8 protein-coding genes are annotated in these 13,897 nt (G+C 59.1%); 6 read left to right on the top strand and 2 right to left on the bottom strand.

All coding sequences use genetic code 11. The features are described 5' to 3' along the window. Positions 1-9 precede the first annotated feature (9 nt). Positions 10-1,083, top strand: coding sequence for an efflux RND transporter periplasmic adaptor subunit (locus N4Q37_RS11140; protein WP_390897919.1), 1,074 nt, complete (start codon positions 10-12; stop codon positions 1,081-1,083). After that, a complete protein-coding gene (locus N4Q37_RS11135; protein ID WP_260957901.1) occupies positions 1,080-4,163 on the top strand; it encodes an efflux RND transporter permease subunit in 3,084 nt (1,027 codons plus the stop codon). Before N4Q37_RS11140 ends, N4Q37_RS11135 begins: the two co-directional genes overlap by 4 nt. Before the next feature lie 60 nt (positions 4,164-4,223). On the opposite strand, the gene N4Q37_RS11130 is transcribed toward N4Q37_RS11135, so the two are convergent. After that, on the bottom strand, positions 4,224-5,090 hold the full coding sequence (locus N4Q37_RS11130; protein ID WP_260957899.1) for a helix-turn-helix transcriptional regulator: 867 nt from the start codon (positions 5,088-5,090) through the stop codon (positions 4,224-4,226). A gap of 936 nt (positions 5,091-6,026) precedes the next feature. Here N4Q37_RS11130 and N4Q37_RS11125 point away from each other — a divergent pair. Beyond that, entirely contained in the window at positions 6,027-6,626 is a 600-nt protein-coding gene (locus tag N4Q37_RS11125) for a LysE family translocator (RefSeq protein WP_260957897.1), read from the top strand. Between the two features lie 107 nt (positions 6,627-6,733). Here the strand turns inward: N4Q37_RS11125 and N4Q37_RS11120 are convergent, their stop codons facing one another. Beyond that, positions 6,734-7,459 carry an autoinducer binding domain-containing protein gene (locus tag N4Q37_RS11120; protein ID WP_260957895.1) on the bottom strand — a complete coding sequence of 242 codons (726 nt, stop codon included), beginning with the start codon at positions 7,457-7,459 and terminating at the stop codon, positions 6,734-6,736. Between the two features lie 569 nt (positions 7,460-8,028). Here N4Q37_RS11120 and N4Q37_RS11115 point away from each other — a divergent pair. The 3 genes from N4Q37_RS11115 (at position 8,029) to nosZ (ending at position 13,873) form a co-directional block, all read left to right on the top strand. Next, on the top strand, positions 8,029-9,507 hold the full coding sequence (locus N4Q37_RS11115) for a hypothetical protein (protein ID WP_260957893.1): 1,479 nt from the start codon (positions 8,029-8,031) through the stop codon (positions 9,505-9,507). 216 nt (positions 9,508-9,723) lie between these two features. Beyond that, the gene (gene nosR / locus N4Q37_RS11110; RefSeq protein ID WP_260957891.1) at positions 9,724-11,898 is read left to right on the top strand and encodes a transcriptional regulator NosR; all 2,175 of its coding nucleotides are present in this window, start codon (positions 9,724-9,726) and stop codon (positions 11,896-11,898) included. A 55-nt stretch (positions 11,899-11,953) separates the two neighbouring features. Further along, positions 11,954-13,873, top strand: coding sequence for a TAT-dependent nitrous-oxide reductase (nosZ, locus tag N4Q37_RS11105; RefSeq protein ID WP_260957890.1), 1,920 nt, complete (start codon positions 11,954-11,956; stop codon positions 13,871-13,873). The last annotated feature ends 24 nt before the right edge of the window (positions 13,874-13,897 follow it).

Below are 13,897 nucleotides of genomic sequence, written 5' to 3'. Positions count from 1 at the left end.
GTCGTGCTCATGGGGGTGGTGGCGTTGATCTCTCTTCGTCGGGATGACGAGCCCGCCGTGGCCGCCCCCCACGTCAGCAGCCTGAGCGTGGAAGTCGTCCAGGCGCGGCGCCAGGTCTGGCCGCAGTTGTTGTTTGCCAATGGTGCGCTGGCGCCCTGGCAGGAAGCCGTCATCAATGCCGAGACCAGCGGCTTGCGCATTGCCAGCCTCGAAGCCGATGTGGGCAGCCGGGTGAAGAAAGGGCAGTTGTTGGCCACGTTGGCTCGGGAAACCGTGCTGGCCGAAGAAAGCAAGCAGAAAGCGCTCGTTGCCCAGGCTGCGGCCAACCTGGAACAGGCCCGCTCCAATGACCGTCGCGCCCGCGTGGTGGGCCAGGGCGGGGCCCTGTCGGAGCAGCAGCGCGAAGATTATCGGATCAAGGTGGCGCTCGCCGAGGCCGACCTGGCCAGTGCTCGCGCCGAATTGCAAAGCACCCGGATCAGGCTCGCGCAGACGCGTATCGTGGCGGTGGACGATGGCGTCATTTCTGCGCGTACGGCGTTGCTCGGCAAGGTGCTCTCGGCCGGCGACGAGCTGTTTCGCCTGGTACGCGACGGTCGCATCGAATGGCAGGCCGAACTGGACGCCCGTCAGTTGGCGCAGGTGCAGGCCGGGCAGGTCGCGCGCCTGACATTGCCGGACGGGCAGAGCCTGGAAGGGCGGGTGCGACTGGTGTCGCCCACCCTGAACACCAGGACCAGCCGGGGGCTGGTGTACATCGAGCTGCCGAGCGATAGCCCGGCACACTCAACAGGGCCGCGGGCCGGGATGTATGCCAGCGGCCAGATCGAACTGGCGCCTCGCGAAGCCCTTACTGTGCCCGACACGGCGGTCATCCTGCGTGACGGGCGCTCCTATGTGTTCACCCTCAATGACGATATGCGCGTCGTTCAACGGCCAGTGGTGGTCGGCCGGCGCCTGCACCAGGCGGTGGAGATCCTCAGTGGGCTGGATGAGCCGGAGCGCATCGTGCGTGCCGGCGGTGCCTTCCTCAACGACGGCGCGAGCGTGACGTTGGTTCAATCCCAGGTCGCCCAGCCATGAACATCTCCACGTTGTCGATCCGCTATCCGGTGCCAGCCGTCATGCTGTTCATCCTGCTGACGATCTTCGGCCTGCTGGGTTTCGGCAAGCTCGCCGTCCAGGACTTTCCGGACATGGACCTGCCAGTGGTGATGATCAATGCGTCACTCGAAGGTGCGGCGCCCGAGCAACTGGAGACGGAAGTGGCGCGCAAGATCGAGGACAAGCTCACGTCCTTGCGCCTGCTCAAGCACGTGACCACGGTCATTACCGACGGCGCCGTCAATATCAGCATCAGCTTTGATATCGACAAGGATGGCAACGAGGCCCTGAACGAGGTGCGCAACGCGGTCGACAGCGCCATGCCGCAATTGCCGGCCAACCTCGATACACCCTCGGTTTCACGCTTGACCACCAGCACTTCGCCGATGCTCACGTACGTTATCGATTCTGCCACCCTGGATGAGGAGGCGCTGTCCTGGTTCGTCGACAATGAACTGAGCAAGCAGCTGTTGGCGGTGCCGGGCGTGGCCCTGATCTCGCGGATTGGCGGGGTCGACCGGGAAGTGCAGGTCAACCTCGACCCGGCCCTGATGGCCGGGCTGGGGATCCGCGTGGCGGATGTCGCCAGCCAGTTGCGGGCGATGCAAAAGGACAACTCCGGCGGGCAGGGCAATCTGGGCAGTGGTCAACAGGCCGTGCGGACCCTGGGTGCCATCGATGATCCGGCTGTCCTGGGCAGCATCGACATCCCCAGCGGTGATGGCCGTCTGTTGCCGTTGGGGCAGTTGGCGGACATTCGCGACACTCACGCCGAGCGCAGCAGCCGGGCGTTTCGCGATGGCAAGCCGGTGATCGGCTTCCAGATCACCCGGTCGCTGGGGTTTTCCGATGTCGGCGTTGCCAATGACGTGCGCAAGGCCATGGCCATGTTCGCGGACCGGCATCCCAACGTACAGATCGTCGAGGCCGGTGACACGGTCAAGGCCGTCCTCGCCAATTACCACGACTCGATGAACCTGCTGTACGAAGGCATGCTACTGGCGGTGCTGGTGGTCTGGGGCTTCCTGCGGGACTGGCGCGCCACGCTGATCGTCGCCACGGCGCTGCCCTTATCGATCATCCCCACTTTCGGTGTGATGTACCTGGCCGGATTTACGCTCAACTCGGTTTCCTTGTTGGCCCTGGCGTTGGTGATCGGCGTGCTGGTGGACGATGCCATCGTCGAAATCGAAAACATTGCGCGGCATTTGCGCATGGGTAAGACGCCCCTTCAGGCGGCCACCGATGCCGCCAATGAAATCGGCCTGGCGGTGCTCGCCACGACGGTTACCCTGGTTGCGGTGTTCCTGCCCACGGCCTTCATGGGCGGGATCGCCGGGACCCTGTTCCGTCAGTTTGGCGTGACGGCGTCGGTGGCGTTGTTGTTTTCGTTGCTCGTGGCGCGGGTGCTGACGCCGATGATGGCGGCGTATTTCCTCAAGGCCAGCCACGAAATCGCGCACGACGGCCCTGTGATGACCCGTTACTTGGGCTGGGTCCATGCCAGCCTGACCCGGCGCAAGACGACTTTGGTACTGGCCAGCCTGTTCTTTTTCGGGGCGCTGGCCCTGGTGCCGTTATTGCCCACCAGTTTCCTGCCAGCCCAGGATTCGGGGCGCAGCAAAATCAGCCTGGAAATGCCCCCCGGCACGACGCTGGAGCAGACCACCGAGGTTGCATTGCAGGCCAGCGAAAAGCTGCGGGACATGCCTGACGTCGAACACGTGTTCATCGCGGTAGGCAGCGCCAGCCGCTCCGGTGCCGGGCCGGCCGATATCACGGGTGCCGGGGATGCTGACTTGACCGTCGACCTGGTGGCCCGGGATGCCCGTGAGCGCAAGCAGGTAGAGGTCGAAGCCGAGATGCGCGAGCGGTTGCGCACGTTGCCGGGAGTACGCATCAACGTCGGTGGCGACGGCAGTGGTGAGAAACTCGATATCGTACTGGCCAGTGATGACGGCGATCTGCTGGAGCGTACCGCGTTGGCCCTGGAGCCGCAGTTGCGCGAATTGCACGGTATCGGGAACGTCACGTCCAGCAGCGCTTTGCAACGCCCGGAAATCCAGATGCGTCCCGATTTTGCCAGGGCGGCGGAGTTGGGCATCACCAGCCAGGACATCGCCGATACCTTGCGGATGGCGACCTACGGCGAGTACTCCTCGCAACTGGGCAAGATCAATCTGTCCCAGCGTCAGGTGGACGTACGGGTGCGCATGGACTCGCTGTTGCGCAACGACCTGCAGTCGATCAACCAGCTACGGGTGACCGGGCGTGACGGACAGGTCGCGTTGTCGTCGCTGGGCACGATCAGCCTGGGCAGCGGGCCGGCGCAGATCAGTCGGCTGGATCGTCTGCGCAATATCACCCTGTCTGTCGAACTCAACGGGCGCAACCTGGGTGAGGTCATGGCCGAGGCCAGCCAACTACCGGCCATGCGCAATCTTCCGGCCGAGGTGAAACGCGTGGAGCAGGGGGAGTTGCAACTGATGACCGAGTTGTTCGCCAGCTTCAGCCTGGCCATGGCCATTGGCGTGTTCTGCATCTATGCAGTGTTGGTGCTGCTGTTCCACGACTTCTTGCAACCGGCGACGATTCTTTCGGCGCTGCCGCTTTCACTGGGCGGTGCGCTGGTGGCATTGCTGGTATGCAATTTCAGTTTTTCCTTGCCCTCTGTCATCGGCCTGCTGATGTTGATGGGGATTGTGACCAAGAACTCCATTTTGCTGGTGGAGTACGCGATCATGGCGCGCCGCGATTATGGCCTGGGTCGATACGAGGCGTTGGTGGACGCCTGCCACAAACGTGCTCGTCCCATCCTGATGACCACGATTGCAATGGGCGCAGGGATGCTGCCGACGGCAATGGGAATGGGCGAAGATCCGAGTTTCAGGCAGCCGATGGCCGTGGTGGTCATGGGCGGGCTGCTGACTTCGACCCTGCTGAGCCTGTTGGTGGTGCCAGTGATCTTCACGTATGTGGACGATGCCCTGGAGTGGTTCAAGCACCGTGCCTGGCGTGGCATGGACAGGGGCGTAGAGGGGGAAAGTGCAAGAGGATGAACTGTATTCCCCCAACAAATACTCGATGCGATGGACCGAGCAATCGTTGGGGGGAGCGTTTTAGACGGCTTGTCGAATCGCCGTGTTGCCTGCCCATTCGAGAGGGTTTGGCGTGGCGTCCATTGAATGCATCCACCGGATAAGCGAGCGGCGTCCGCCAATGCCCATCTTGATCGCGGCACGTTTCAGGTAACTTTCAACGGTGTTGACTTTCAAATTGAGTTGCTCGGCAAGTTCGGGCGCTGTACGCCCGGCCAGCAAACCCACACACACTTCCGTTTCACGAGAGGACAGGCTCAAACCCGACAACAGCAGGCGGTCGGCAAAGCGTTGGCGCAATGCCTCCATGCCACCATTTTCAGGGCCGTCCAAGGAAAGTTGGGCGTCGTCTCGAACAGTCTCGGCCGGCGCCAGGGCCGCAACATGCTCTTCCACCATGGGCAACAACAGGCAGGAAAAGTCTTTCAGCAAGGCATGTTCCTGCGCCGAAAAACCTTTGGAAAAAGGTGAGCGGTATACCGATAGCACATAGCGACGGCCGTTCTTGCGAGTCGTAAGGTGCAATTGAGTCGTTGCAGAGGGCGAGGCAGGTTTATCCGAATGTTCGCGTTTGAGCAAGCACCGGGAAAAGTTGGGCACTTTATGGGAGGTGCTGTCTTCGAATAACATGTCATCGGCAAGGAAAAAAGGCTTTGCGGTATGCGTGTCCATGATGTCGTCGACACAGTGGGTGTCCATGCCGACGTAACCCAGACTGGAGGTCCTGGGTTCAGCGATATTGCTGCTGCCAATGCGTTGCTCGGTTATATGTGTTGCATCGATGGGGACTTCGGTGAGTATCAAGTCGTGTAATAGGCGGGGGAAATGTCGGCTGCCGGTGCTGGCAATCACTTTGCCAACGTGCGGGAATAGTCGTTGTAGGTTCATCCTTTCTCCAAACTCATGCCAGAGTATTTGACGTTATAGTTGCAGTTCAGTGTGCATGGGGATCTTTGCCGGAATATTTCGATGTGCGTGCATTTGGCGAATATCGAGGGATGGATGGAATGTGCCTGACGAACGGCACGAATTGAAGGGTTGGTCATCTACGGCAGTTTTATTTATTGCGTATTTCTCAAGGGTCTCGTGGTAAGTGTTTGTACTAGCGGGGAGTGCGATTTTACGAGTCGACAGTATTTGTTTCCGGACCCCGGCAGGAATATTCGATTGGTTTTCAACACGGATGGAAATGCTGAAAAAGCGATAGGTGCACGATGAGTCATTCATGAATGCGATTTCTTGGCCGGGTTGAGGCTACTGTTAACTTTGCAATAAAGCATTTCAACTGTCCTAAAGTACAGGGCGGAATTAATAGAGTGTATAGTCTAATTAGTTGAGGGGGTTCTTGTTGTGGTTATTTTTGTCGGAGCAATCGTTACATGACGGTTTAGTATTGATGAATCTCCAAAATAGTACCGGCGCGAGGGAATGGACAGGCCGGGTGCTTTGAATGCGTATCGGCAATATTGATATTCGAAGAATGAGAGTTTTCTTGACGGTCGGGGGTAGGCGCGACTAACTCTTTGATAGTAGGGTGTTCGAAAAATTGACACAGCAGAACAGTAGAGTATTGATGTGGTGAGTGAGCAACAGGTGTCTGGGGGTGCGCTGTTTTGTCCCGGATTTACGGTGCAGGCCTTACAGGCTGTTCTGGGGTAGAAAAGTCGGGTGTGATAGTTGAATGAAATTAGTGTAGCCACTCTATTTTCACCGAATTGATCTGATGTCGTACAACTTGGTGTGATGGATGCTGAAAATAGCTGATGGATCGAACAGATCTCCCGACAAATCGAGCCCGAGTGGCTTTCTGGTATGGATGACCCCATGAGTTATATTGCGCTGTCATTGTTGACTGTTTTGCTGGTTCCAGGACCAACGAATTCGCTGTTACTGCAAACCGGGATCAATCGGGGCTTGAACACAAGTTCGATGAAGTTTGTCGCCGCGGAATGGTTGGCGTATGTCATTCAGATGAGCATGTGGGGTGTGTTCATTGACCTGCTGATCACTGATCACTCCTGGATAGTGGTTGCCACCAAAGTGTTTGCGGTGGGTTTTTTATTCTACATATCGTTAAAGTTGTGGTTCTCGGTAAAAGACAATATGCCGGGTGCGACTGCAGGTGTCAGCGTACCTGATTTGTTTGTGGCGACGCTGACCAATCCAAAGGGATTGTTTTTTGTTTCCTTCGTAGCCCCTGTCGGCACCTTTTTGTCCTTGGATAACTATTTGTCATTCATGTTGCTGTTCACGGCAATCATATTTCCGGTAGGGCTTGTCTGGATTGCCGCTGGCGCATTCTGCAGTCGGAAGTTGCAGGCCATCGTTTCCGGAAGATTTTTGAGCCGAGCCATTTCCTTGGTGATAGGCTTGTTTGCCTGCGGCATGCTTTTTAACATTGCATCGCAGGTCATATTTGCTTGAGGTTGCGCGGCTATCGGATTGGCCTGGCGCGATAGAGATTTTCATATCACCAGGCCGGCGAGTCTCGAGGGAAAACAAGTAGGTGCGGTTGTGCGTGAGCCGATGGGTTAAACGAAATTCAGTTGGATAGCCTTGATCATCGCTTGCTTGACGTTGATGCAATCCAGTTTCTCAGTCATCTGCTTGGCATGGAACTTCACCGTTCGTTCGGTGATGTTCATGATCAGGCCGATTTCCTTATAGTTTTTGCCCAATGCCAGCCAGCGCAGGAACTCGATTTCCCTGGGCGATAATTTCAGATTGTTCTCAGGGGCGTTTTCTTTTGGGCGATATTGGTTGGCGATGAGGCTGAGAGCTTTAATGATGACGAGGTTCGATCGGACAATGAGGGAGAAGTCAGGGGCATTTTCTTCGCAGGACAGATGAACGGAGCCAAAGGCTTTGCCCGGCTCGTGAATGGGCACGGTGAACCCTTGCCTGGCCCCATGGAAAGAGCGTGGGTCGAATACCTCGGCATCGTCTATTTCTGCCGGGATTTCATTCCAGAAAAAGGGCGCTACGCTAATGGCCGCATTGGCTATGACCGGATCCGATTTGTACAGGGAATTCTTGTGGTAGATGTCGACCCATTCAGCGGGATAATTGCTGTGAATGGCGACTCTGGCGTTGTTGAAGGGCAGCGGTTCCAGATGGACATAAGCGAATTTATGGATGCCCAGCCTTGAGAAAACCCACCCGAGGACTTCGGTATATTCTTCCTCGCTCGCCCCAGGGAGGTTGTTTTCCACCTCTTGAATTAAGTTGAACAGATGGCTGGAGATGGGTTTGAGCATAATGGATGCGCTCGAAAATAAAAGTTAAGACAACGACGTAGCCAGGCTCATTACCTTTAGAGTCGCCAAGAGGAGTTGTATTTTTGGCAGCGGCTGTATCAACAACCCCTGCGTCGGGTCGGGGTCGTCGATATGACTGGAAGGTCCGGGTGAGCGGAATTTTTTCCGCTCATCATCGATCGTTTTGGGACGTGATGAGGCTGTTGCATTACGTGAAATGCTGGTGTTCTCAATAGCACTGAGATCATTGCGCCTCCTGGCTTGGACAATCCCCATGGACTACGGGGGACTCCGCAAATTACGACAACTGAATCGATTAATTGAAGGAACAGTATAGACAGCTTTCCCGAGACGACCAGAAGATTAAAAACCTTTAATTTCAATCATCTAGACATTTTTCCTGGAAGCTGGTCGTAGGGTTCTCCCAGCAGCCCGCAAAGGCAAATGCAACCTGGGTCACAGCAATGACATCCAAATGACCCCATTCATTCGCTTTCGTGCAAAAAAAATTTACTCCGGATGAAAGAGATGAGAAAAGCTTCGCAGTTTCCCTTGCGTATGGACCTCTCATGCCTCGATCAAAACTGTTCGCTACGCTGTTTGTCGCACTGCTGGCCGGTGCGGCGCTGTGGTACATGTGGATGATTGCCAGTGCCAAGCTGCAATGGGGGGGCGGCAGTCCTGATCAACAGCCGTTGGGTAGCGTCAAGGACACCCGGTTGCGCGCGATGACCCAGTACTGCACGGGTGTGACGGTGACTCCGCAGGGTACCTGGTTGGTTGCGCGCCTGGAGAGCGAGGCGCGGGAGTTCGAGCCGTCGGCGGATGTCGTGGACCTGGATGCGACGGTCTACGGCAAGCCGGATGAGAACAAGGAACCGGAAGAGCCTGGCGCCTTTGCCGGTTTGTTCTCGCGCGACGATAACGAAACCTCGTTCATTTCCCGCCTGGACGCCCAGGGGCAATTCCAGCTGGTGGCGCATGTCAGCGGTGCCGCCTGCCTGGTCGCCAGTCCGGACGGGACCAGTGTGTTCCTGCTCACGGGCCTTGACCGACCTGAAACGGCGAGCACCGATGAGCTGCGCCAGACCGTGGTGCTGCGCAGTGACGATCAGGGCCGGCACTGGACCTGGTTGAGCAAAGGCTGGTTTGCCGAGGCCGATCAATTGGCCTGGAACCTGAACCTCTATTTCCATGGCGCGAACGACGTGTGGGCCTTGGGGCGGCCGGGCGCCGCGGACGATGGCAGCAATGAAGAGACGCCGGGTGCCGTGCCCACCGGTGTCTTCTACTCGGCTGATCGCGGCGCGAGCAGCGCACCGATAACGGCGCCCGAGTCGTTGCTGGTGTCCACTGAATACCTGCGCGACAAGCGTCCCGATGTCACTGATTGGCACACAACGGACGGCGAGCATGGGGAGATTCGCAGCAATGTCCTGCAGTTGGATGCACAGCGGGCCTTTATCTGGGTGTCCCAGCGTTTCTGGGGCAGCAACCCGGACGGTGTCGGTGACAACGTCGCGTTCAATGTAACGACGCGAGCCCGGTTGCAAGCCAAGGCCGGGCAGTGGCAGGTGGTGGATGTGCAGCGCGATGACAACCTGTTCATCGACAAGCTGGTGCAGAACCAAACAGGGCGGGTAATCGGCCTGATCGACCAGGGCGACCGTGGCCGGGAGGTTGTCGCCGAACTGGACACTCTCGCATTGACCTGGCGTGCGTTGAGTGAGCTGCCCAGTGTGTTCTCGCCACTGGCCTCGGACAGTCAGTTGCGCGAGGGCCATTTCTGGGTGGGACAGGACACCCTGCTGATCAATACCTCCAGCAGGCACCACCCCCCGCGTTGGCTCTACTGGTGGTCGGATGCGAATATCTCCGCCGATGGGGTGTTCTACTCCAAGGACTGGGGCCGCTCCTGGCAACGCCTCGCCATCGACGGATACCTGGGCATCGTCGGCTTTCAACCGGCGCAGGATCGGGTGATCTGGGCCAAGGGCAACTGGTACGACAATAATGACGGCGGTATCTACTCTTATGGCTTGCGCTGACGCCAGCCCAAACAACTCAAAACCCGTGGCGAGGGAGCAAGCGCCCTCGCCACAGGACTGTTCAAGGTTCGGGTGTCGGGGTGAAGGTAAGATCGCTGTCGCGGGCAAGCCTTGCTCCCACATAAGTCTTTCTGCGAGTTGATTTCAATCAAGGGCCGGGACGGGAGGTGGGTCCTACCATGATCGCCAAGATCCTGTCTTTAAGCCTTGGCGTCCATGATCCCTTCCTCTGTGTTGCTGCACCCTTCGCGTTTCTGGCTCCGTGGGCTGTTCGTGTTGCTGATGGTGGTCGCGGGCCTGGCCCACGCCAAGGACTATGGCGACATCGAGCAACAACGCATCCACCATGTCCTCAACCAGACCGATTCGATCTCCGCGCCTGAAGGGCGGTTCAAGGTACGCACACTGTCCGCTGCCGGCAAGGTCATCGGCTACGTGTTCCAGAGTCTGGACGCGGTGGACATTCCTGCTTACTCGGGCAAGCCGATCAATGTCCAGGTGATCCTCGATCCCGCCGGCGTGATCCTCGACGCTTATGTGCTGGAGCACCACGAACCGATCCTGCTGATCGGTATCGCCGAAGAAAAACTCCACGCGTTCAGTGCGCGCTACAGCGGCATCAAGGTCAATCAGCGGGTGGTGGTAGGGCATTCCAGCGACCCGAATGCGGTGACCGTGGATGCGATTGCCGGTGCCACTGTCACGGCGATGGTGGTCAACGAAGTCATCATGCGCGCCGCCCACGATGTCGCGGTGTCCCTGGGCCTGGTCAAGGGCGACGCAGGGTTGGCCGTGGCCCCGGCCCGTGTGCGGGAAGATCTTTACACCCCGGCGGACTGGAACACCCTGACCGGCAATGGCGCGGTGCGTCGTCTGCACCTGACCCGGGGCCAGGTGGATGCTTCGTTCAAGGGTACCGACGCCGAACAGGTTGAAGTCGCCAGCGCCGAGCAGGCCGACGACACGTTCATCGACTTGTACGTCACTCACCTCAACCCGCCGACCATCGGCCGCAATCTGCTGGGCGAGGCGCAATACCGCGAACTGATGAACACGCTCAAGCCGGGCGAGCAGGCCATTGCGGTGATGGGCAGTGGACGCTACTCCTTCAAAGGCTCGGGTTACGTGCGCGGTGGCATTTTCGATCGGGTGGTGCTGCGCCAGTTCGGCGACACCATCAGCTTCCGCGACATGGATTTCCAGCGCCTGGACGACGTGGCCGCCGACGACATGCCGGCGTTCGATGAAATGGCCATTTTCATCATCCGCGCTTCGCACCGTTTCGACCCCGGTTCGCCGTGGAGCCTGGAGTTGCTGGTGCGCCGCCAGACTGGTCCGGTCAGCGGCATCTTCAGCAATTTTGAACTGGCCTATCAACTGCCCGAGCCCTACCTGGAGCGACCGCTGCCCACTGCTGAACAACTTGCGGCGGCCGAAGAAGCCAGCCGGCCGATGTGGCTGACGCTGTGGTACCAGAAAAGTGTCGAGATCAGTGTGCTGGGCGCGGCCCTGTTGGTGCTGACGACCATCCTGTTCCTCCAGGACGCGCTGGCCCGTCGGCCGAAACTGTTGCATTGGGTGCGCCGGGGCTACCTGGTATTCACCGTGGTGTTCCTGGGTGGCTACGCGTTGGCGCAGTTGTCCGTGGTCAATGCGCTGACCTTCGTCCATGCGTTGTTCGAAGGTTTCCGTTGGGAGCTGTTCCTCACCGATCCGCTGATCTTCATTCTCTGGGTCTTCACCGCCGCCAGCATCCTGCTGTGGGGTCGCGGAGTGTTCTGCGGCTGGCTGTGTCCGTTCGGCGCGTTGCAGGAGTTGATCAACGAGCTGGCGCGCAAGTTCAAGGTGCCTCAGTACGAGCTGCCGTTCGCCGTGCATGAGCGGCTGTGGGCCATCAAATACATCATCCTGCTGGTGCTGTTCGGCGTGTCGCTGGAGTCGATGGCCACCGCCGAACGCCTGGCCGAAATCGAACCCTTCAAGACCGCCATTACCCTCAAGTTCGACCGTCAGTGGTGGTTCGTCGCGTACGCGGCGGGTTTGTTGGTGATCAACCTGTTCACCCGCAAAGTCTATTGCCGCTACATCTGCCCGCTGGGCGCCGCCCTGGCGATGCCGACCCGGTTGCGGCTGTTCGACTGGCTCAAGCGCCGCAAGGAATGCGGTAACCCCTGCCAGTTGTGCGCCAAGGAATGTGAGATCCAGGCGATCCATCCCGATGGCCGGATCAATGCCAACGAATGCCATTACTGCCTCGACTGCCAGATGACCTGGCACAACGAAAACAAATGCCCGCCGCTGATCAACAAGCGCAAAAAGCGCGGCAAGGCGCCCGTGACCGAGACCGACCCGCAACTGATTCCCGTGGTGCAGGTGAACCCGGCGCCTTGAGGTCCCCCTCGATGGCCAGTCCCTTGACCGTTTCATTCTTCATGGAGCACACAGCATGAGCGACAAAGAAAACCAAACCCCTGGCGCGGTGGAAGAACCCAGGGGTGTCAGCCGCCGCAGTTTCCTGGGCACCGGCGCGGTAACGGGTGCAGTCCTGGCCGGCGCGACGGCGCTGGGTGCCGGCACGTTCACTCGTGAGACCTGGGCCGCGGCGGCCAAGGAAGCCAAGTCCAAGATCCATGTCGCGCCTGGCGAGCTGGACGAGTACTACGGTTTCTGGAGCGGTGGCCACCAGGGCGAAGTGCGCGTGTTGGGTGTGCCATCGATGCGCGAGCTGATGCGCATTCCGGTGTTCAACGTCGACTCGGCCACCGGTTGGGGCCTGACCAACGAGAGCAAGCGCATCCTGGGGGAGAGCGCGAAGTACCAGAACGGCGACTGCCACCACCCGCACATCTCCATGACCGACGGTAAATACGACGGCAAGTACCTGTTCATCAACGACAAGGCCAACTCCCGGGTCGCGCGCATTCGCCTGGACATCATGAAGTGCGACAAGATCCTCACCGTGCCCAACGTGCAGGCGATCCATGGCCTGCGCCTGCAGAAGGTGCCATACACCAAATACGTGTTCGCCAATGGCGAGTTCGTGATCCCGCATCCCAATGACGGCCGCACGTTCGACCTGCAGGACAAGAACAGCTTCACCATGTTCAACGTCATCGACGCCGAGAAAATGGAGATGGCCTTCCAGGTCATCGTCGACGGCAACCTGGACAACTCCGACGCCGACTACACCGGCAAATACGCCGCCAGCACCTGCTACAACTCCGAGAAGGCCTACGACCTGGGCGGCATGATGCGCAACGAGCGCGACTGGGTGGTGGTGTTCAACATTCCGCGCATCGAGGCGGCGGTCAAGGCTGGCAAGTTCATCACCCTGGACGGCTCCAAGGTGCCGGTGGTCGACGGTCGCAAAATCGACGGCAAGGACTCCGAATTCACCCGCTACATCCCGGTGCCGAAGAACCCCCACGGCTGCAACACCTCGTCCGACGGCAAATACTTCGTCGCCAACGGCAAGCTGTCGCCAACCGTCTCGATGATCGCCATCGACCGCCTGGATGACCTGTTCGAAGGCCGCTACAAAGACCCGCGGGATGTGATCGTCGCCGAACCGGAGCTGGGCCTGGGCCCGCTGCACACCACCTTCGACGGGCGCGGCAACGCCTACACCACGCTGTTCATCGACAGCCAGGTGGTGAAGTGGAACATGGACGAGGCCATCCGCGCCTACAAGGGCGAGAAGGTCAACTACATCAAGCAGAAACTCGACGTGCAGTACCAACCCGGCCACAACCACGCGTCGCTGACCGAAACCAGTGAGGCGGACGGCAAGTGGCTGGTGGTGCTGTGCAAGTTCTCCAAGGACCGCTTCCTGCCGACCGGCCCGTTGCACCCGGAGAACGACCAACTGATCGACATCTCCGGCGACGAAATGAAGCTGGTGCACGATGGCCCGACCTTCGCCGAACCCCATGACTGCATCCTGGCGCGGCGCGACCAGATCAAGACCCAGAAAATCTGGAACCGCAACGACCCGTTCTTCGCCGAAACCGTGGCCCTGGCCAAGAAGGACGGCATCAACCTGGAGACCGACAACAAGGTCATTCGCGACGGCAACAAGGTGCGCGTCTACATGACGTCCATGGCGCCGGCCTATGGCCTGACGGAGTTCACCGTCAAGCAAGGCAACGAGGTGACGGTGACGATCACCAACATCGACCAGATCGAGGACGTCACCCACGGCTTTGTCATGACCAACCACGGCGCCAGCATGGAGATCAGCCCGCAACAGACCTCGTCCATCACGTTCATGGCCGACAAGCCAGGCCTGCATTGGTACTACTGCAGCTGGTTCTGCCACGCCCTGCACATGGAAATGGTCGGACGCATGCTGGTCGAGCGGGCCTGAGTCGGCGGATCGAGGAGAAAGGTC

This window comes from Pseudomonas citri (assembly GCF_025336485.1).
Lineage (GTDB): Bacteria > Pseudomonadota > Gammaproteobacteria > Pseudomonadales > Pseudomonadaceae > Aquipseudomonas > Aquipseudomonas citri.
The sequence above is the reverse complement of the archived record's forward strand: the minus strand, read 5'-3'. Positions and strand labels throughout refer to the sequence as shown.

Coding starts and splice junctions, on each gene's coding strand:
- N4Q37_RS11140 (WP_390897919.1), top strand. CDS start 10: ATGGGGGTGGTGGCGTTGATCTCTCTTCGTCGGGATGACGAGCCCGCC.
- N4Q37_RS11135 (WP_260957901.1), top strand. CDS start 1,080: ATGAACATCTCCACGTTGTCGATCCGCTATCCGGTGCCAGCCGTCATG.
- N4Q37_RS11130 (WP_260957899.1), bottom strand. CDS start 5,090: ATGAACCTACAACGACTATTCCCGCACGTTGGCAAAGTGATTGCCAGC.
- N4Q37_RS11125 (WP_260957897.1), top strand. CDS start 6,027: ATGAGTTATATTGCGCTGTCATTGTTGACTGTTTTGCTGGTTCCAGGA.
- N4Q37_RS11120 (WP_260957895.1), bottom strand. CDS start 7,459: ATGCTCAAACCCATCTCCAGCCATCTGTTCAACTTAATTCAAGAGGTG.
- N4Q37_RS11115 (WP_260957893.1), top strand. CDS start 8,029: ATGCCTCGATCAAAACTGTTCGCTACGCTGTTTGTCGCACTGCTGGCC.
- nosR (WP_260957891.1), top strand. CDS start 9,724: ATGATCCCTTCCTCTGTGTTGCTGCACCCTTCGCGTTTCTGGCTCCGT.
- nosZ (WP_260957890.1), top strand. CDS start 11,954: ATGAGCGACAAAGAAAACCAAACCCCTGGCGCGGTGGAAGAACCCAGG.